The following is a 19,568-nucleotide window of genomic DNA, read 5'->3' as shown; positions in this document are numbered from 1 at the left end:
GAGTTGGACGAGTCGGTGGTCGAGGAGCTGGCTGCGATCAAGACGGTGCGCGGCATCGTCGACTGGATCCAGGCCCGGTCCGCGCCGGTCGTCCAGGTGGCGCCGGTCGTCCAGGTGGCGCCGGCCGTTCAGGGGGTGCCGGCCGGGTCGGTCGCTGCTGGCGCCCCGGCTGGGTTGGATCGGGCTGCGGTGTCCGATGTGGTGGTCGGGGTGATTGCGGAGCAGACCGGTTATCCGGTGGAGATGCTCGAACCCGATCTGGATCTTGAGGCGGATCTGTCGATCGATTCGATCAAGCGGACGGAGGTGTTGGGGGAGCTGGCTGGTCGGTTGGGGCTTTCGGCGCCGGGTTCCGGTGAGTTGGACGAGTCGGTGGTCGAGGAGCTGGCTGCGATCAAGACGGTGCGCGGCATCGTCGACTGGATCCAGGCCCGCTCCGGTGCCGGGGAGTCCACCCCGGCAGCCACGGCCGTCCCGGTGCCGGCGCCCTTCCAGGGGCAGGGCGGCCCGGCCCCGGCCGGCTCGCCGGAGCCGGCTTCGGGCGGTGCGGCACCTGTGGGTTCCGGATCGTCTGGCGCTGGCAGCTCTGCCGCCAACGACACCGTGCCGGCCTTTGCCGGCCCCGCGTTCGCCGACGTCGTCATGCCCGAACAGCCCATGCCCGAACAGCCCATGGCCGCACCCGCGGGTTCCCTGTCCGCCGACCGGGATTTCCGCCCGGCCCTGGCCGGCGTCTCCGTAGCCGCTGGCGGCGCCGCGGCCACCGGCACCGGGGCCGCGGTGGGGAGCGTGGCACAGGCCGAGGCATCCCGGACATTCCCGTTGCAGCGCTATGTCGTCGAGGTGCAGGACGCCCCGCCGCTCGCGGACGTCCCCACCGCTGACCTGCGCGGGGCACGGTTCCTGCTGGTCGAGGGTGGCCTCGGGGTGGGCCTGGCGCTGGCCACCCGGCTGGAACGGGCCGGCGGCGAGGTCCGCATCCTCGCCGCGCACGATCCCGGGCTCGTCGACCAGATCCGGGCCGGGGCCGGTGCTGACGGCCTGGCCTGGATCGCCTCCGCCGACCCGGACGCCCAGGACGACGCGGTACTGCCCGCGGCCTTCCCGGCACTGCGGGCAGCGGCACTCGGCGGCTGCCGGCGCGTGCTGGTGGTCACCGGGGACGGTGGACGGTTCGGCTGCCCGACGCCGGCGGTGACCGGCCGGGCCGGCGCCGGCGCCTCGATCAGGGTGGAACGTGAGGCCGAGGCCGAGCAGCCCGCGGTGCGTCCGACCCGTGGGGCGGGGCTTGCCGGGCTGATCCGCACGATCGCCCGGGAGGTGCCCGGGCTTGCCCTGCGGCTGGTCGACGTGGAGCCCAAGGAGGAACCGCGCGGCATCGCCGACCGGCTGTTCGCCGAGCTGCTCACCGCGGACGGGCCCCTGGTCGTGGGTTACCGGGATGGTTCCCGGGTGGTGCCCCGTCCGCGCCACGTTCCGGCGTCGGCAGGGGGCGCGCTGCCGGCCACGCTCGGTCCGTCCTCGGTGGTGCTGTTGACCGGCGGCGCCCGGGGGATCACTGCCGGTGTCGCGGTGGAACTGGCTCGCCGTAGTGGCTGCGCGATCGAGCTGATCGGGCGTACCCCGCTGCCGACCGGTCCGGAGGACCCGGCGACGGCGGCTGCCTCGGACGCCCCGGCGCTGCGCCGGGCCTTCGTCGCCGCGGGGGTGCGCCGTCCGGCGGAGATCGAGGCGCGGATCGCGCGACTGCTCGCCGAGCGGGAGGTCCGCGCCACGCTCGCCACCCTCGGTCAGTTCGGCTCCTCGGTGCGCTACCACGCGGTGGACGTGCGGGACCCGGACGCGGTCGCGGCGGTCGTCGCCGACGTGTACGCCCGTCACGGCCGGCTCGACGGGCTCGTCCACGGCGCGGGCGTGCTCGCCGACCGGCTCCTGCGGGACAAGACCGCCGACTCGTTCGCCCGTGTGTACGCGACCAAGGTCGACGGTGCCCGGGCCCTGCTCGCGGCGGTGCGCGACGACATCGGCTTCGTCGCCCTCTTCGGCAGCGTCGCCGGAGTGTTCGGCAACCGGGGACAGGCCGACTATGCCGCCGGTAACGACGCGCTGGACACCCTTGCCCGGGCGGCCTCCGGCCGGTTCGCCGGTCGGGTCGTCAGCGTGGACTGGGGCCCCTGGGGGTCGTCACACGCCGGCGGCGGGATGGTCTCGCCGGAACTCGCCCGCGAGTACGCCCGGCGCGGCATCGGCCTGATCGACCCGGCCGAGGGTGTCGCCGCGCTGCTCGCCGAGCTCGCCGGCCCGCTTGACGGTCCGGCGCAGGTGGTCTACATGTGCGCCGATGCGGAGGCGTTCGATGCCTGAACCCGTCGCGCTGACTTCCGGCGGTGCCGCGGGGGGCCGTGGCGGTGCGGAGCCGATTGCCATCGTCGGCATGTCGGCGCTGTTCCCCGGGGCGGGTGACCTCGACACCTACTGGCGCAACATCGTCGGTGGGGTGGACGCCGTGGGCGCCATCCCGCCCGGCCGGTTCGATGTCGACGACTATTTCGCCGGTGCGGCCGGTGCGGCCGGTGCGGCCTCGGACGGGGGGGCGTTCTACTGCCGCCGTGGCGGATTCGTGGACGGCCTGGCCACCTTCGACCCCACCGCGTTCGGCATCGTCCCGAACGCGGTGGAGTGGGCCGAACCGGACCAGCTGCTCGCGCTGCGGCTGGCGGCCGAGGCGATCACCGATGCCGGGGGAGCGGACCGCCTCGGTGACGCCGACCGGGTCGGTGTGGTGCTCGGCCGGGGCGGCTATGTCGGTTCTGGTGTGGCTCGCCTCGAGCAGCGGGTCCGCACATCGCGTCAGCTCGTCACGACTCTGCGGGAAGTGTTGCCGGAGCTGCCGGGCGACGCGGTCGAACGGGTCCGTACCGCCTTCCTCGACCAGCTCGGGCCGGTGCGCGCCGAGGCATCGATCGGCCTGGTGCCGAACCTCGCCGCGTCCCGGATCGCGAACCGGCTTGACCTGCGTGGACCCGCCTACACCGTGGACGCGGCCTGCGCCTCGTCGTTGATCGCCGTCGAGGCGGCCCTGCGCGATCTCGGTGCGCACCGGACCGACGCGATGATCGTCGGTGGCGCCCATCTCGTCCACGAGGCGTCGTTCTGGAGCGTGTTCACCCTGCTGCGGGCCCTGTCGCCGAGCGAGGCGATCCGCCCGTTCGACCGGCGTGCCGACGGCATCGTCATCGGCGAGGGCGTGGGCATGCTGGTGCTGCGCCGGCTGGTCGATGCCCGCCGCGACGGCGACCGCATCTACGCGGTGCTGCGCGGCGCCGGGGTGTCCAGCGACGGGCGTGGTGCCTCGCTGATGGCCCCGGACACCAGCGGCCAGGTTCTCGCTGTTCGCCGTGCGTGGGCGGACGCCGGGCTCGACCCGACCGCCCCCGGCGCGCTCGGCCTGCTCGAGGCGCACGGCACCGCCACCCCCGCCGGTGACGCGGTGGAGCTCGCCACCCTGGCCGAGGTCTTCGGTACCGCCGCGACGGCGGGTGGATCCGCTGGTTCCGGGGCCGGAGCCGGTGGCATCGGGCTCGGCTCGGTCAAGTCCATGATCGGCCATGCGATGCCGGCGGCGGGCGCGGCCGGTCTGATCAAGGCGGCGCTCGCGCTGCATCATCGGACGCTGCCGCCCACGCTGCACTGCGACGAGCCGCATCCCGCCTTTGCCGACAGCCGGTTCGACCCCGTGCGCACCGCGACCCCCTGGAACGAGCCGGTTGCTGGGGGCCCGCGTCGAGCCGGGGTCAACGCCTTCGGCTTCGGCGGCATCAACGCGCATCTCGTCGTGGAGGAGGCACCGCCGGACGCCCCGGTCACCGCCGCCCGAACCTTCCCCGCACCCGTCGCCCCGCCGGCCGTCGCCCCGCCGGCCGTCGCCCCGCCGGCTGGCGTGGTGCCGGCTGGCGTCGTGGTGCCGGCTGTCGCGGTGGCGCCGGGCGACCTCGACGCGGATCCCAGTGCCGAAGGAGTACTGCTGCTGGCCGGCTCCGGGCCGGCGGACCTGCTCGCCCAGCTCGACCGACCCGACGCCGAACTGCTGGCCCGCGACGACGCCGCCACCCCGCCCGAGGGCGGACCCTGGCGGCTGGCGCTGGTTGCTCCGAACGCACGCCGCCTCACCCTTGCCCGCACCGTCGTTGGACGTGGGACACCCTGGCGAGGCCGCAACGACCTGTGGTTCACCCCCACCGGCCTGCTCGATCAGGCGAACCCGGACGGCGCCGGACGCACGGCGTTCCTGTTCTGCGGGCTCGAGGACAACTTCACCCCGCGCATCGACGACGTCTGCGCCCACTTCGGCCTCGCCGGGCCCAGCTCCGGCGACACCGCGGTGCTGGGCCAGCACGGCGTGGCAAGCATCGAGGTCGGACGCATCCTCGACCTTGCGCTGCGCCGGCTCGGCATCGCCCCCGACGCCGTCGGCGGGCACAGCATCGGTGAGTGGAACGCGATGATCTCCTGTGGGCTGGTCACCGATGCCTTCGCCGACTCGTTCATCGCCGGGTTCGACCCCGGCGCGCTCGAGGTTCCGGGGGTCGCCTTCGGCGCTCTGGGCTGCGGGGCGGAGCAGGCCGCCGCGGTGATCGCTCCACTCGACGAGGTGGTCGTCTCGCACGACAACTGCCCGCACCAGTCGATCATCTGTGGCCGGGAGGACAGCGTGCGCGCCGCGCTGGACGAGCTGCGCCGCGCCGGCGTGCTCGGTCAGCTGCTGCCGTTCCGCTCCGGCTTCCACTCGCCCTTCTTCGAGCCCTACCAGGGGATGGCGCGCGCCGCGATCGAGACGACCACGTTCGCCGAGGCGGCGGTGCCGATCTGGTCGGCGACGACGGCGGCGCCCTACCCCCGCGACCACGACGCCGTGCGTGACCTGACCCTGCGCCACCTGCTCCAACCGGTGCGGTTCCGGGAACTGGTCGACGAGCTGTACGCCACCGGGGTACGGGCGTTCGTGCAGGTCGGCGTCGGTAGCGTCGCCGGATTCGTCGACGACACGCTGCGCGGGCAGGAACACCTCTCGCTGGTCACGAACTCGTCCAAGCGATCCGGGCTGGATCAGCTGCGCCGGGTCGCCGCCGCGCTGTGGGTCGAGGGCGCCGCGCCGCGGCTGGACCTGCTGCCCTGCCGCACCCGCCCGGCGCCGGCCGCCGGTCGGCGCGTGCAGCTGCCGGGCCGGAAGGGCCAGCCCGTCCCGTTGCGGCTGGGTACCCCGCTGGTCCGTCTCGGCCCCGCCGCCGCGGATCTGCTCGGTCGACCGGCCGCACCGGCTCCGGTGTCCGCGTCGCCGGCATCGCAGCCCGTACCGCCGGCATCGCAGCCCGTACCGCCGGCATCGCAGCCCGTCCGGTTGGTACCGGCTGTGTCCCCGGTTCCGGCTGCCCCGTCCGTGCCGGTCTCCCCACCGGCGGTGCTTGCCACGTTGCAGAGCGCGCTGGGGGAGACGGATGCCGCGATGAGTGCGATCGTCGACCACTGGCACGGCGACCCGGCCGGTTCGCCGGCCGTCCGCGTCCGGGGTGCTTCGCCTCGCGGGCGCGCGTTCGGGCCCACCGGCCCCTCCCGACCGTCCAGGCCCTCCAGACCATCAAGACCATCCCGGTCATCGAGGCCGGCCTCGGCCACGCCGGTCGGGCCGACGACGCCGGTTGGGCTGACGACGCCGGTCGGGCCGACGACGCCGGTCGGGCCGTCCGGGCTGGCGGCGGGGCCGCGCACCGTGGTGCGGCACCTTTCGCTGGCGTCGATGCCGCACATCATCGACCACTGCTTCTACCGGCAGCCGCCGGGCTGGACCGACATGTCGGACCGCTTCCCGGTCGTACCGATGACCGAGGTCCTCGAGCTGATGATCGCCGAGGCGGTCGCGGTGATGCCCGGACGGGTGCCGATCGGACTGCGGGACGTGCGGGCGCTGCGCTGGCTTGCGATCGAGCCCGCCGTGGAGGTGTCGATCACCCTGAGCGCGCTCGACGGGAACGCGGCCGACGGGAACGCGGGCGGCGAGGCCGTCGAGGCCGTGCGGGTGAACGTGGCGGGGTACGCCCGCGGCACGGTGCTGTTTGCCGCCGGCTATCCGTCCCCGCCGGCGACGAGCGCGGCCACCGCGGACCTGCTGGGCGCGGCCGGCACGCCCGTCCTGCCCGCCGAGCGCGCCCCGCGCAACCAGGGGCCGGACCTCTACCGCGGCCGGTTCCTCTTCCACGGCCCCGGCTACCAGGGCGTCGAGCACATCGACGGGATCGCACCGAGCGGTGTCCGCGGCCGGCTGCGAGTGCCGTCCGCGTCCGGGGCGTTGCTGGACAACGCCGGGCAGCTGTTCGGCTACTGGGCGATGGAGCATCTGGCGGACGACTCGTTGCTGCTGCCCCAGTCCATCGCGGACCTGCGGTTCTATGGACCGCCGCCGGCCGAGGGCGAGCTGCTCGACTGCGTGGTGCGCATCCGCGAGGTGGCCGAGCGCACCGTCGTCGCCGACCTGGAGCTGCGCCGGGCCGACGGGCAGTGCTGGGCGGTCATCACCGCCTGGACCGACCGGCGCTTCGCCAACGACGCGGTGCTGTGGACGATGGTGCGTGCCCCCGAGGTGCACGCCGTCGCCCAGTCCTCCGGCGAGGGCTGGTGGGCCGTGCCCGACCGGTGGAGCGAATCGGCGTCGCGGGAGCTGATCGTGCGCCACTACCTGGACGCCGACGCCCGCGCCGCGCTGGCCGCGCTGAACCCGCGGGCTGCCCGTGGCCGGCTGCTGGGCCGCATCGCCGCGCAGGATGCGGTGCGCCGCTGGCTGTGGGACCGCGGCGCCGGTCCGGTCTGGGGGATCGAGGTCGGCATCGAGCACGACGCGCTCGGCGCCCCCCGGGTCCGGCCGCTGCCGGTGCGGGCGGGTCTGCCGGTCGTCGAGGCGCCGCGGGTGTCGTTGGCCCACAAGCCGGAGCTGGCCGTCGCGCTGGTGTCGGCGGCCGGGCCGGTCGGCATCGACGTCGAGCAGGTCGTGGCGCGCGCGCCCGGGGTGGAGAAGACGGCGCTGGCCCCGGCTGAGGCGGAGCTGCTTGACCGGCTCGCCGGCGACGACAGCCAGGCGCGCGCGGTGTGGTTCACCCGGCTGTGGGCGGCGAAGGAAGCGGCGGCGAAGGCGCAGGGTACGGGCCTTGCGGGCCGTCCACGCCAGTTCGTCGTCGACGGACCGCATCCGGCGCCCCCGGCCTGGTCGGCGTGGCCGGCCAGTGCGTCGGCCGGACTGCCGCTGCTGCTGCAGGTCACCGTGACCGGTGATCTGGCCGCAGCCGGCGATCACCACCTGCGGAGGCGGTGGGTGGCGTTGCGTACCGTGGACGCGGTGGGTCGGATTCTGCCCAACGACGCACAGACCGGTTCCGACCCGCCGACGTCGGCCGTGTCCGCCGACCGCACCGGCATTCCCGCCCGTTATGTCGTCGCCTGGACCTCCCCCGAGGTCGAAGCCGACGTCGAGGCGTTGCGTCCAGACGGTTCCCGACCGCATGACAGCGTCGAGGAACGGAGTCTTTCAAGGTGACAGACCAGCAGACAATCATGGCCGGTGCGATCGCCGCGACCGGGGAAGAGGTGGCACAGATGGACCGCTCAGCCGTGGAGGCACGCGTGCTCGCGGAGATCACCGAGGACGTCCGTGACGTCATCGGTGAGGAATACGCCTTCGACATGGACATCACCATGGACACGTCGTTCGGCGATGACCTCGAGCTGGAGAGCATCGAGTTCGTCGCGCTCGCCGACCGGCTGCGCGAGCGTTACGGCGCGGCCGTCGACTTCGTCGGTTTCCTCGCGACCCGGGACGTCGACCAGGTCATCAACATGCGGATCGGAGAGGTGGTGGAGTTCGTCGTAGACAGCCAGTCCACTCCGGTGACAACGGGTTCGATCTGACCGAAAGCGGTGCTGGGGGTACAGCGACCGAGCGGGAGAGTGGTACGAGTGAGTGAGATCGTCGCGAACAACGTCCGGCTGCACGTGCAGCGGATCGGCCCGCGGGGTGCCGCGGGCACGGGCGTTCCGACCGTCGTGATGTTGCACGGCATGGTCATGGACAACATGTCCAGCTTCTACCTGTCCCTGGGTACCTACCTGTCCGACGCCGGCTGTGACGTGATCTGCTACGACCTGCGCGGACACGGGCGTAGCGAGCGCACCCCCGAGGGCTACCAGCTCGCCGACTCGCTCGCCGACCTGACCGGGCTGCTCGACACGCTCGGGGTCGACCACCCCGTGCACCTCGTCGGCAACAGCTACGGCGCGACGATGGCGCTCGCCTACGGTCTCGAGCACGGCGAGCGGGTGGCGAGTCTGACCCTGATCGAACCACCGTTCCTGCTCGAGGGGCTCGGCGAGGAGATGGCCCGCTCGCTGGGCCAGATTCTCGCCGCCATGTCCGACGACGAGGTGGAACAGTGGCTGCAGCAGGCCGCCGGCCGGGTCGCCGGGCGGGCCACCCGCTCGGCCCGCCGGCTGCTGCAGGAGACGACGATCGCCACCGACATGCTGGCGACCCCGCCGTTCTCCACCGAGGCGCTCGGTCGGCTGGCGATGCCGGTGCTCGCCGTCTACGGCGAGAACTCCGACATCATCGGCCAGGCCGAGACCCTCACCTCCGTCGTCCCGGACACGACCCTGGTGGTCCTGTCCCACCACACCCACATGGTGCTGCGGGAGGCCACCCCCTACCTGCGCACGCTGATGCGGTGGTGGCTGCTCGACGACCGCGCCACCACCGCCCGGCCCGACTACGTCCCGCTCGCCGCGCGACGCTTCGAGACGCCCCAGTGGGTGACCGACATGGTGCCGCCGCCCGACCTGAACACCCCCCGGACCGCGGCCGCCGCGGAGAGCAGCGGCAGATGAGCCGGGTGTTGTTCGTGGTGCCCCCGCTGACCGGGCATGTCAATCCGGCGGTGGGGGTCGCGGGCGAGCTCGCCGCGCGGGGCCACGAGGTCGCCATCGCCGGCCATGCGGCGGTGATCGGTCACCTGATCCCCCCCGGGCTGACGGTCTACCCGCTGCCTGACCTGGCCGATGACGCCGACCGGGAGGCCGTCGTCGCCCGGTCACGGGGACTGCGCGGACCGGCGTCGCTGAAGTTCCTGTGGGAGGAGTTCCTGCTCCCGCTGAACACGGCGATGATCCCGGCGATCGAGCGGATCGTCGAGGAGTTCCGCCCGGACGCCCTCGTCGCCGACCAGCAGGCCATCGGCGCGGCGCTGGTCGCCCGGCGTCGTGGCCTGCACTGGGCCACCCTCGCGACCACCTCCGCCGAACTCGACGATCCCTATGGGGTGCTCGCTGGGCTCGGCCAGTGGGTCCGCGGCCTGCTGAGCGACTTCCAGGCCGCCCACGGGCTGTCCGGACCCGCGGCGGACGCCGTCGACCTGCGGTTCTCCGACGAGCTTGTGATCGTCTTCTCCGTCCCCGACCTGCTGCGCCGCCCGGAGTCCCCGGGGTCCCCGGAGTCCTCGGAGTCCTCGGACGAGTCGGTCACCCCTCGTAACGCCGTGTTCGTCGGCAGTGCAGCGCAGGGACTGCGGGTGGCCGGCATCCCGTTTCCCTGGGAGTGGCTGGATCCCCGGCGCGCCGCGGTGCTCGTCTCGCTGGGCACCGTCACCCGGGAGGCCGGTGGACGGTTCCTGCGGGCCGCCGCGGAGGGTCTGCTGACCCTCACCGACCGGGTGCAGGCGATCGTGGTGGCCCCACCCGGGCTCATCGACGACCTGCATGCCCCGGACGACCTGCTGATCGCCAGCTCGGTGCCGCAGATCGAGCTGATGGGACGCCTGTCCGCGGTGGTCTGTCATGCCGGCAACAACACGGTGTGCGAGGCGCTCACCCACGGCCTGCCGTTGGTTGTTGCCCCCGTCCGGGACGACCAGCCGGTCATCGCCGAACAGGTGGTGCGCACCGGCGCCGGGGTGCGGATCAAGTTCGGCCGGGCCGGGGCGCACCACGTGCGGGCCGCGGTGAGCGCCGTGCTCGATGACCCGACCCACCGAGTCGCCGCCGCCCGGCTGCGCGACGCGTTCCGTAACGCCGGCGGGGTCGCGGCCGCAGCCGATCACGTTGAGAAGCTGGTCACATGAGGTGAGCGGGCTGCTCGGCTGGCTGGCCATCGCGGTGTGCATCGGACTGATCGTCAATGCCGTCCGGTTGCGCGGCCGGTTGCGTCGACTGGAGACCATTCCCGCCTCCGGCCGGCCCGTCGACCCGCGCCACGAGTTTCTGGTCGCCGCCGGCGTGCAGATCACCGACGGCGCCCGGCGGGCGGCCAGCTATCACGCCAGCCGGGACCGGCTCGACGTCCTCGACCTGGTCCCGGCCGACCTGACCGTCGAGCGGGCCCTCGACGTCGCCCGGATGGTCGACACCCGCTCCTACCGCACCGATCGGTGTGTGCCGGGCCGCGGCGCCTTCCAGGCGCTGCTGGTGCGCTCGGAGATCCTCGACCGCGCCGGCATCACTGCGCGGGAGGACTTCGACCCGGTCGAGCTCGTCGACATCACCGAACGGGTGAAACTGTTCGCCGCCGACTCGACCGACCTCGCCGTCCTGCCCGGTCTGCGGGCCGCCCGCGACGACGCCGCGATGCGGGCCCGGGTGCAGCAACGGGCCTACCGGTTCACCCGGCGCTACCAGGTCTTCCCGTTCGTCCCCCAGGTCGCCACCGGCATCGGTCTGCACTACAACCAGGTCTGGGGCTACACCGCCCTCGCCCTGTTCTGGTTCCAGCCGTTCGTCGTCTGCGCCGGCCGGGTGCCACTCACCCCCCGTGACCTGATCCGCTCACCGCTGGTACGCATCCTCGGCGGGGTGCTGTTCGTCATCGACTCGGTGCGGGCCGGCCGTACCCAGTCGGCGCGGGCCGCCGAGGCGAAGGCCGCCGGACTGCCTGCCAATCCGGTCAAACACGCCGCCCGGGCACACCGGGCCGCCAGCCGCGACGCCTACCACCGCGAGGTGCAGGCGGGCCTCGACCGGTTCCTGCGCCGTGCCCGCGACGACTGTCCCTGGTGCGGGTCGACGGAGCTCGCCGTCCGGCTGGTCGCGCCCGACATGCTGCTGCGCAAACCCGGCGAGTTCCAGCTCGACCGCTGCACGCATTGCGGGCACGTGTTCCTCAACCCCCCGCTCAACGCCGAGGGGCGGGAGTTCTACGAACGTGACCGCTACGACGGGCTGCGTGCCGACCTCGGCGAGCGGGTCCTCGCGATGATCGCCCGCGACCGGCGCCCCCAGGTTGCCGCCGTCCGGCCGTTCGTGCTGCCCCGAACCTGGCTGGACGTCGGCTCCCGCTACGGGCACGTCCCGAACGCCGCCCGCGAACGCTGGCCGGCGACGGTCTTCGACGGCGCCGACATCTCGCCCAGTCTGGAGGAGGGCCTGCGCCGCGGCTGGGTGGATCATGCCTACCACGGACGGCTCTCCGACATCGCCGACGCCGTCGCCGGGCAGTACGACGTGATCAGCATGTTCGGTTACCTGGAGGGCTGCGCGGACCCGTCGGCCGAACTCGACGCCCTCACCAAGGCTCTGCCTGCCGGCGGACTGCTGCTGTGTGAACTGGCCAACGCCGAATCCCTGCCGGCCCGGCTGCTCGGCCGGTTCTGGTCCGGCTGGGCGATCCCGGAACGCGCCCACTTCATCCCCGTCGACAACCTGCTCGCCGCCCTGACCGACCGGGGACTGCGGCCGGTGTTCGTCCGCTTCGCCGCACCCCGCGGCCCCGGCGATCTCACCCTCGCGCTGCGCTTCGCGGTCAACGCCATCGCCCCACAGCCGATGCCGTGGCTGCGCCGAGCCGCGGGCCCCGTCGCGACGGTCTCCTGGGCGTTGATGATAACGATCGCAAGCCCGCTGCTGGCCCTGGCCCGGGTGCTTGACCGGCTTTCCTGGCGCTTTGTGCACACCCCCCGGCTGTCCAGCACCTGTCTGATCATCGCCCGCCGGGAGCTGTGACCGGTATCTGACGCTCACCCGGTGCGTGGACCGGCCACGGGGTGTGCTCGCCCACCCGCGCTCAGACCGGCCAGGCCTCGCCGCGCCAGGCCGCATCCCAGAACATCCACTCGTAACGGGCGGTCACCGCGAAGTGGGCGCCGGCTCGGTCCCGCTCGGCTGGCGAGGCCTCGGCGCCGACCCGGTCGGTGAGGGCGATCACCCGATCGGCCACCGCCTGGAACGCCGGATCCCCGTAGGCGGCGATCCACCGGGCGTAGAGCGGATCCGGGGAGGACGCGGCGAGCAGTTCCGCGCCCACCCGAGCGTAGATCCAGTAGCAGGGCAGCACGGCGGCGAGCCCCTCGAGGAACGACCCGCCGTATACGGCCGCCAGCAGATAGCTGGTGTACGCCTGCGTCGTCGGTCCCACCGGGTCCGGCCTTCCCTCTGCTCCGCCTGCCCCCCCTGCCCCGGTCTCAGCGCTGGCCAGGGCATGGCGCAGGTCGGCGTGCATGGCCTGCTCGGCGGCGATGGCCTCGGCCGCATCGGTGGCAAGGGCTCGCACGTCGGCCTCGGTCGGTGCCTTCGCCGCACAGACGGCCAGCGCTCGCGCATAGTCACGCAGGTAGTACGTGTCCTGCACGACGAAGTGGCCGAACGCCGGCCGGGGCAGGCTGCCGTCGGTGAGCCCGGTGAGGAACGGATGGCGCAGAATTGCCTGATAGACCCCCTGCGTCGACGTCCACAGGTGTTCGGAGAACAATCCATGCACGCCGACGGGCCGGTGACTGACGGTGGGTGTGTCGGTCACCGGGCGGGCAGGTACTTGTCGGTGACGACGTCCGCCGTCGCGACGGCCGAGGTGATCAGTTTCTCCTCGCGCATCCAGGCGATGAACGACGTCCAGTCGGCGACGTCCATCCGGCCGAAGCCGGCCGGGTTGCGCAGCAGCGGCGCGGTGGCCTTGATCATGGTGGGCAGGAGCTTCGGGTCGTAGCCGTCGGCGACACCGCTGAGCGCCTCGCCGGCCTTGGCCGGGTCGGCGAGGACCCGGTCGTTGCCTGCCGCGGTCGCGCGCAGGAAGTCGCGCACGAGGGTCGCGTAGGCCGGGTCGCTGGCCAGGCGGCTGCGCCGGGCGATGATCACGAGCTCGTCGTACTGCGGCACGCCCGCGTCGGTCACCGGAATGACCTTCGGATCGAGTTTGCGGTCGGCGAGGGTGACCCCCTCGACGTTGCGGTAGGCGCCGAGCGTCGCGTCCACCTTCTTCGAGATCATCGCGGGGAGCAGGTCGGCGCCGACGTCCACCCGGTGCAGTGCGTCGGGGTCGAAATGGTTGGCCCGGGCGATGGCGTCCAGGAATGCCTCGTCGGTGCTCAGCCCCGAGGTGCCGATCGTCTTGCCGGCCAGGTCTGCCGGCTTCGTGATGCCGGCCGACCCGATCGCCATGATCGAGTTGAGTGCGGTCGGCACGAGCGCGCCCACCGCCACCACGTCGAGCTTCCGGGTCGCCCCGATGATCACCTCGGGCTCGTAGGAGATGCCCAGGTCAACGGTGCCGGTGCTGACCAGCTTCAACGGATCGGACGGATCCGACGGCGAACGCAGCGTGACGTCCAGCCCGACATCGCGGTAGTCGCCGCTGTTCAGCGCCGAGTACAACGCCAGATGGTCGGGGTTGGGCTCCCAATCGAGCAGCACCGTGGCCTTACGCTGCTTGGCCTCCGACGAGCCACTGGAGCCACACGCCGTCGTGGCGGCAAGAACGACGGCGAGCAACGCGGCCGCAGGCAGGGCCAGCCGGCGCAGGCGCGGCGAGATCATCGAGGGTTCCCTTCTGGGGCAGAACGGACGGTGGTGCGGATCCCATCCTCGCGGGACGTGGTGCGGGCCTCGCTCCGGTCGGTACGGGCCCCGTCGGTATGGGCGCTGTGAGGACGGAGCCTGCCAGGACGGCCGGTGGCCGTGGCGGGACGGCCGGAGGCGGCCACGCCAGGGCGATCCTGGCGATGCCAGGGAACGAGTAGTCGCTGGGCCAGACACACCAGGGCGAACAACGCCACGGACATGGCGGTGAGCAGGACGATCGCGGCGAACACCAGGGCAGACTGCAGCTGCGGCACGCCCTGACGCATCACATGGCCGAGCCCGTCGGCCGCGCCGGAGTACTCACCGAACACCGCACCCGTGGCCGCGTAGGCGGCGGCGAGACGAAGCCCCGTGAACACCGACGGCAACGCTGCCGGGAACTCCACCCGGAGGAAGATGTCCAGCCGTCCGCCGTGCAACGTGCGCATCATCGCCACCAGCCGCGGGTCGACCGACGCGAGGCCGTCAAGTGTGCCCACGACCACCGGAAAGAAGCAGATCAGTGCGACCAGGATCAGCTTCGGGGTGATGCCGTAGCCGAACACGATCGCGAGGATCGGCGCGATCACCACGATCGGGATCGTCTGCGAGCCGATCAGCAGCGGGTACAGCGCGCGCCGTGCCACGGCCGAGAAGTGCAGGGCGCAGCCGAGCCCGAGCCCGACGGCCAGGGACAGTGCGAACCCGGCGACGAGTTCCTTCGCTGTCACCCAGGTGGCGCTGGCCAGGGTGTCCCCCCAGCGGCGCACCAGCGTCGTGGCCACCTGGTCGGGTGCGGGCAGGATGTACTCCTCGACGTGCAGCACCCGGGTGACGAACTCCCACCCGCCGACGACCGCGAGCCCGACCAGCACGCTGGGCCACGATGCTCCCGCCGGCCGGGCACTCGTCTGATGGGAGTTCATCGGACGGGCTCGGGTATAGTGGCGCCGCTCCGGGCACGTGATTCCTCGTGCTCGGGTAGCTCCGGCTCGCGGGCCTGTTCCAGGCTGGCGAGGACCGCGTCCCGTAGGGCGATGAACCGGGGATCGGCGAGCCGCGCCCGCCGGACGGATCCGCTGGTGCGCGTGGCTGCGGCCAAGCGGGTGGTCCCACGGACGCCCGGCCCATCGGTACCTGGTCCATCGTTACCTGGCCCATCGGTGCCCGGTGTGTCGGTGCCCGGCTCATCGAGAATCGGTACGTCGAAGGTCGCGACGATCTGGCCGGGGCGGCTGGACATGACCGCGACCCGGTCGCACAGCAGCAGTGCTTCCTCGACGTCGTGGGTGACGAGCAGGACGGTGCGCGGCTCGGTGGCGAGCGCGGAGCGCAGCCATCCCTGCAGGTCGGCGCGGGTGATGGCGTCGAGTGCGCCGAAGGGTTCGTCGAGCAGCAACACCGGTTTGCCGGCAGCGAGCGTCCGCAGGAACGACACCCGCTGACGCATGCCGCCGGACAGCGTCGCCGGGCGATGCCCGGCGAACTCGGCGAGACCGAACCGCTCCAGCAGCGGCCAGACCCGTCGTGAGGCCTCCTCGCGACTGTGGCCCTGGTTCTCCAGGGAAATGCGGGCGTTGGCCAGGACACTGCGCCACGGCAGCAGCAGATCCTGCTGTGGCATCCAGGCACAGCGGGCAAGACGGCCGGGGGCGTCGGTGGCTCCAAGCACGCTGAGGTGCCCGGCATCGGGCTCGTCCAGTCCACAGATGATCGACAGGAGCGTTGACTTGCCGCATCCGCTCGGGCCGACGATGCCAACCCGGGAGCCGGGTTCGATGCGCAGGTCGACGTCGGCGACCGCAAGAGTGTCTCCGAAGCGGCGACGGATGCCATCCAGCTCGACACCCAGGCCAGGCGCCGAGACCGGCTCGGCTGGTGCGCCGTCCGAGATCTCCTTGACGGTACGGCTGCGGCGCGCGACCACGATGACTCCCTACGCCGGCATTACCCGGACAGGTTCAGGCGGTCGGCGGCGCCGGGCTGATGCCCAGCCGCCCTCTCAGCCTCCTCGGGTGGAAGCTCCCGCATTGTTCGCCCAAAAGTACGGCACGTTCAGCCCTTCGCCAACCCCGACGACGCGTTTGCGCACCGTGACGTGCATCGCCGCCGCCGAGATCTTCCGGGTGACCCTGCCGGCATCCTGCCCTGCCGGGTGTCCTGCACGGCCCGTGCTCCGGGTGCCGCACCACAGTGGGTACCGCCCCGGAGCCCGGACGTAGCCCCCGTGCGCCGGAGCCCTTCACCCCGGAGCCGCATGCCCCGGAGCCGCATGCCCCGGAGCCGCATGCCCCGGAGCCCGGAGATCGGCGCGGACCCAGGATGCGAGCTCGGCGGAGGCGAGGTCCTGTCAGGAGGCCAGGGCCGTCGGCTGGGTGGGTATGGCGGGTGCCCAGCCCCGCTGGCGCAACGCCCCGGTGACGAAGGTGACTGCCTGCTCGGGCGTCTCCCGCAGCATCCGCGTAGGCAGGCGGATGACCAGGTGACCGGTGGAATCGTCGACGGTGGACGGTGGGCCGAGCGTGGGGACGACCTCGGCTCGGACCGGCCATGGGTCAAAGCAGATCCGTAGCCCCGAGGTCGGTTCGTCGGGTGGGCCGTCCGTCAGGTACCGGGCGACGGGCAGCAGGTGATTTCGCTCGAGGCGGCGGAACATCGCTTCGGCCAGGCGTGGGGCGTCGGCCTCTAGGACGTCGAGCGTCTCGGTGATCAGGGTCCGGCGGGTGATGGGGCCGCGCCGGGCCAGCGCATCTCGCAGCCCCCGCAGCGTCACCACCTCCTGCGACACCGCTGCACCGAGGATTGCGACCGCCTGCTTCTGGGAGGGAGCCCACTCGACCATGTCGATGACGGATCGGCTGGGCCGCGTCCGACGGGGTAGCCGCCAGCTGTCGAGGTCGACGGCCTCGAGGCGTGCACTGCGGCGCAGGACGATGCCTGGGGGCGAGACGATGCGGCGGGCGGTGGGAAGCAGAATGGTGATCGGTTCGTCGGCGTAGCCGACCAGACCGGCGAGTGACGCCGCCGCGGCGCCGGCAAGCACTGCGCCGGGACCGACGGCCTGGACGGCCGCCCAGTGGCGCTGCAGGTCGTCGACTGTGGCGAGATCGGTGATCAGTACGCCCCGGTAGGGCTGCTGCCAACGCCCGTTGGCGAGGTGCTGGCGGATCTCGGTTCGGGGGACACCGGCGGCGACCGCGTCGCGGATCGTGATCACACCGGCCTGGATGGTGGCGATCTCCTGCCAGGAGAGTCGGCCAGGGTTATGGGCCATGGGTCAACCATGACGGTTGTGTCTGTGTTGATCCAGGCCCTTCTTTTGATTGTGGATAACTTGGTGAGCGACAAGGTCGGATCAGGTCGGCGTGTGTGGCGGATTGATCCGCCGTCGGCCGCGGCGCGGTGGCGTGTCGCGGTCTTCGTCCGTGGGTCGTGGGACGGGTCCGGCGGAAGATCCCGGCGGTACCGGGAGACGTCCGGAAGCCGGGTCTCCGGCTGTGGTCCTTTGTCCGCCGACGGGGCGCAGAGTGGGACTTGGATGCGAGATGTCGGGTACCCAGCCAGACGTGCCCGACGTTGTACTGGGACGGGCCGCTGCAGTCGCAGGCCGGGAAACCAGCAGATCGGGGTGAATCGGAGCGGATCCGGATGAAGGCCATGAGTCATCCGGGGCCCAGGTGTTGGGCTCGATCGGTCCCGAGTACCCGAATGGCATCACAGGTTCAGCATCTTGCCGTCCAGCGCCAGGCCGCTCGGCGGCCGGCGACGCGACCGGGGTCAGCGCAACCGGCGACAGCGCAGCGAACGGAACGGCACGTGCGTAGGGAAAGACGGCGGGCGGTGCGTGACCGGTGGCCGAGGCGGGGGAGCGCGCGGCGGTGGCCCGATCGACGGGAGAAACCCGGGGCAGTAACACCGTTCCGGGATTGCAGTCCCCCATGGCCACGCGCTCTGGACCATCAACTGCATTGATCAGGAGGAAGGCTGTGGTCGGCAGCGTCTGCACGGTGGTCGGCTCGACCAGGAACTCGTACACCCGGGCAGAGGTCTCGCCGTCGGTGGTGGAGTCACTGACCGAGGTGTTCACGGTGCGCTGCCAGGTGCGCGATCGGGAGGTCGTCACCGATTCCTGCCAACCGGTGTTCGTCGAGGTGTTCTGCAACCAGGGCAGCAAGCGGGTGCGGTCGTAGGTCTTGGCAGAGCCGCCGCTGGTCCCGGTGGTGTCGGAGGTGCCGTCCTGGGTACCGACGCTGTCGCTGTCACCGGCGGTGAAGCTTCGCCCGACCTGCGCGGTGACCTGCGACAAAACAAAGCGGTGACCGCGGCCGATGAACTCCGCCGCGGTGGTCGCATCCTTCCCGTTCCCAAGCCGCATGATGATTGTGGTGGCGCCCTGGCTGCCGAGAAGGCGCTCTGCGTCGTCGGCGAGCCGTTCGAACAGCAGAACCAGTCGTGTTCCGGCAATCTCAGCATGTCGGGAGAGCATCGTCAGCACCGGGCGGCCCAGAGCGTCTGCTCCCGCGACCACCACCAGATCTCGTCCGGCTGCCGGTCGCTGGGTGCGTCTGCGCAGCTGGCGGAGCAGAGCCTGGATCACCAGGCGATCAGCCAGTTCCTTGTACGGTGTTGCCGCCATGCGGCTGGAGGTCGCGATCACCCGCAGCCCGCGCACCGGCCACCATGCGGCCAGCGGACGGCCACCGACTGCACCCGATGGCTCGGTGCCCGTGGCACCCCCTACCGAGAGCCCCCGGCGGTCAGGTGCGAGGTCGTTCATCGGCGACGCGCACAGGGCCTGTAACGAGGAGCGAAGATAGCGCAGCTCATCGGGGATCCGCTCCCCGCGCCCGAACACGTTCATGCGCCCGACCAGCGCCATGGCCTCAGACGGGGAGATCGCCACGGTGCGGCTGGCGTCTTCGAGCCCTTCGAGCACTCGCAGACCCTCGGCGAGGCGACGGAAGGTCAGATTCTCGCCAAGCACTTCATTGACTGCGCTGATCAGGTCGGCATGCAGGGCCCGGCGATGCGGGTCCGGTTCACGTGCACCCGTCGGCTCAAAGGCATCTGCCACGAGCTCGCCTGCCTCACGTGGCCCCAGACCGGCAAGCAGCTGCACCTCGTCAAGCTGGCCTGGCAGATCCCACGATTCGACGGGGCACTGTGCCTGGCCGGCGAGACGCGCCAGGCCACCGCCCACTGTCCGTTCACTCAGGTCGACCAGCAGGACGCCGGTCCCGCTGGCAAGCAGGGACGCTCCAGCCGTGGCCAACAGGCTGGCCCACCCGTCGCCGTCACCACCGAACACGTCGACGCGGGGAGTCGAGGCGGGCGCGGTGATCGGGTAGAAGGCGCTGGCAGCTTCCCGCCGGTGTCGCTCGGCCTGATCGTGCGCAGCGACCTGAGTCCGCCACGCTGCCATCGCCTCATCGTGCTGGGCCTGCGCCTTTGCTGTGACCGTCGCAGTGCGTCGCTGAGCATGAATGAGCCGCAGGTGTCGAACCAGGACAGGTAGCCCTGCCAGGAGGGCAAGGCCGAATCCGGCTGGCACGAACACGAACCCGCCATCCTGCGCGAGCAGGATGCCGAACACGACGAAGGCAACCGGCAGCAGCATCCTGATCCACAGCATCCGCAGTGCGCGGGTGCGCTGGCCTGAGATCGCCTGCAGGTCAGGCACCTTCGGCGGTGTGAACACAGGTTGCTGACCC

12 protein-coding genes and 1 riboswitch are annotated in these 19,568 nt (G+C 72.1%); of the genes, 6 read left to right on the top strand and 6 right to left on the bottom strand.

Going from position 1 to position 19,568, the window contains the following annotated elements; translation table 11 throughout:
* The 6 genes from ND747_RS17430 to ND747_RS17405 all read left to right on the top strand — a co-directional run.
* The coding region (locus tag ND747_RS17430) for an SDR family NAD(P)-dependent oxidoreductase (protein WP_251734665.1) at positions 1 to 2,364 on the top strand (2,364 nt) is incomplete at its 5' end.
* On the top strand, positions 2,357 to 7,582 hold the full coding sequence (locus tag ND747_RS17425) for a type I polyketide synthase (RefSeq protein ID WP_251734664.1): 5,226 nt from the start codon (positions 2,357 to 2,359) through the stop codon (positions 7,580 to 7,582). The genes ND747_RS17430 and ND747_RS17425, both read left to right, overlap by 8 nt.
* Positions 7,583 to 7,641: 59 nt before the next feature.
* Positions 7,642 to 7,953 carry a phosphopantetheine-binding protein gene (locus ND747_RS17420; protein ID WP_251734676.1) on the top strand — a complete coding sequence of 104 codons (312 nt, stop codon included), beginning with the start codon at positions 7,642 to 7,644 and terminating at the stop codon, positions 7,951 to 7,953.
* Between the two features lie 48 nt (positions 7,954 to 8,001).
* Positions 8,002 to 8,925 (top strand): alpha/beta hydrolase, encoded by a 924-nt coding sequence (locus tag ND747_RS17415; RefSeq protein WP_251734663.1) that lies wholly within the window; start codon positions 8,002 to 8,004, stop codon positions 8,923 to 8,925.
* Positions 8,922 to 10,154, top strand: coding sequence for a glycosyltransferase (locus ND747_RS17410; protein WP_251734662.1), 1,233 nt, complete (start codon positions 8,922 to 8,924; stop codon positions 10,152 to 10,154). The genes ND747_RS17415 and ND747_RS17410 overlap by 4 nt, the downstream gene beginning before the upstream one ends.
* Before the next feature lie 10 nt (positions 10,155 to 10,164).
* Complete coding sequence (locus ND747_RS17405) at positions 10,165 to 12,027, top strand: class I SAM-dependent methyltransferase (RefSeq protein WP_285900688.1); 1,863 nt, start codon at positions 10,165 to 10,167, stop codon at positions 12,025 to 12,027.
* 61 nt (positions 12,028 to 12,088) lie between these two features.
* Here the strand turns inward: ND747_RS17405 and tenA are convergent, their stop codons facing one another.
* From tenA to ND747_RS17375, 6 genes are all read right to left on the bottom strand, one after another.
* Positions 12,089 to 12,820 (bottom strand): thiaminase II, encoded by a 732-nt coding sequence (gene tenA / locus ND747_RS17400; RefSeq protein ID WP_251734660.1) that lies wholly within the window; start codon positions 12,818 to 12,820, stop codon positions 12,089 to 12,091.
* Positions 12,817 to 13,833 (bottom strand): ABC transporter substrate-binding protein, encoded by a 1,017-nt coding sequence (locus tag ND747_RS17395; RefSeq protein ID WP_251734659.1) that lies wholly within the window; start codon positions 13,831 to 13,833, stop codon positions 12,817 to 12,819. Before ND747_RS17395 ends, tenA begins: the two co-directional genes overlap by 4 nt.
* Positions 13,830 to 14,783 carry an ABC transporter permease gene (locus ND747_RS17390; RefSeq protein ID WP_251734658.1) on the bottom strand — a complete coding sequence of 318 codons (954 nt, stop codon included), beginning with the start codon at positions 14,781 to 14,783 and terminating at the stop codon, positions 13,830 to 13,832. Before ND747_RS17390 ends, ND747_RS17395 begins: the two co-directional genes overlap by 4 nt.
* A complete protein-coding gene (locus tag ND747_RS17385) occupies positions 14,780 to 15,784 on the bottom strand; it encodes an ABC transporter ATP-binding protein (protein ID WP_251734657.1) in 1,005 nt (334 codons plus the stop codon). Before ND747_RS17385 ends, ND747_RS17390 begins: the two co-directional genes overlap by 4 nt.
* Positions 15,774 to 15,896, bottom strand: a riboswitch (TPP riboswitch). It overlaps the preceding gene by 11 nt.
* A gap of 311 nt (positions 15,897 to 16,207) precedes the next feature.
* On the bottom strand, positions 16,208 to 17,131 hold the full coding sequence (locus ND747_RS17380) for a type IV toxin-antitoxin system AbiEi family antitoxin domain-containing protein (RefSeq protein WP_251734656.1): 924 nt from the start codon (positions 17,129 to 17,131) through the stop codon (positions 16,208 to 16,210).
* A gap of 81 nt (positions 17,132 to 17,212) precedes the next feature.
* Positions 17,213 to 19,555: a hypothetical protein gene (locus tag ND747_RS17375; RefSeq protein ID WP_251734655.1), complete on the bottom strand. Its 2,343-nt coding sequence runs from the start codon at positions 19,553 to 19,555 to the stop codon at positions 17,213 to 17,215.
* Positions 19,556 to 19,568 lie beyond the last annotated feature (13 nt).

Origin of the sequence: Frankia sp. R82, assembly GCF_023716925.1 — a bacterium.
Classification (GTDB): Bacteria; Actinomycetota; Actinomycetes; order Frankiales; family Frankiaceae; genus Frankia.
This window is presented reverse-complemented; position numbering and strand designations above follow the sequence as displayed.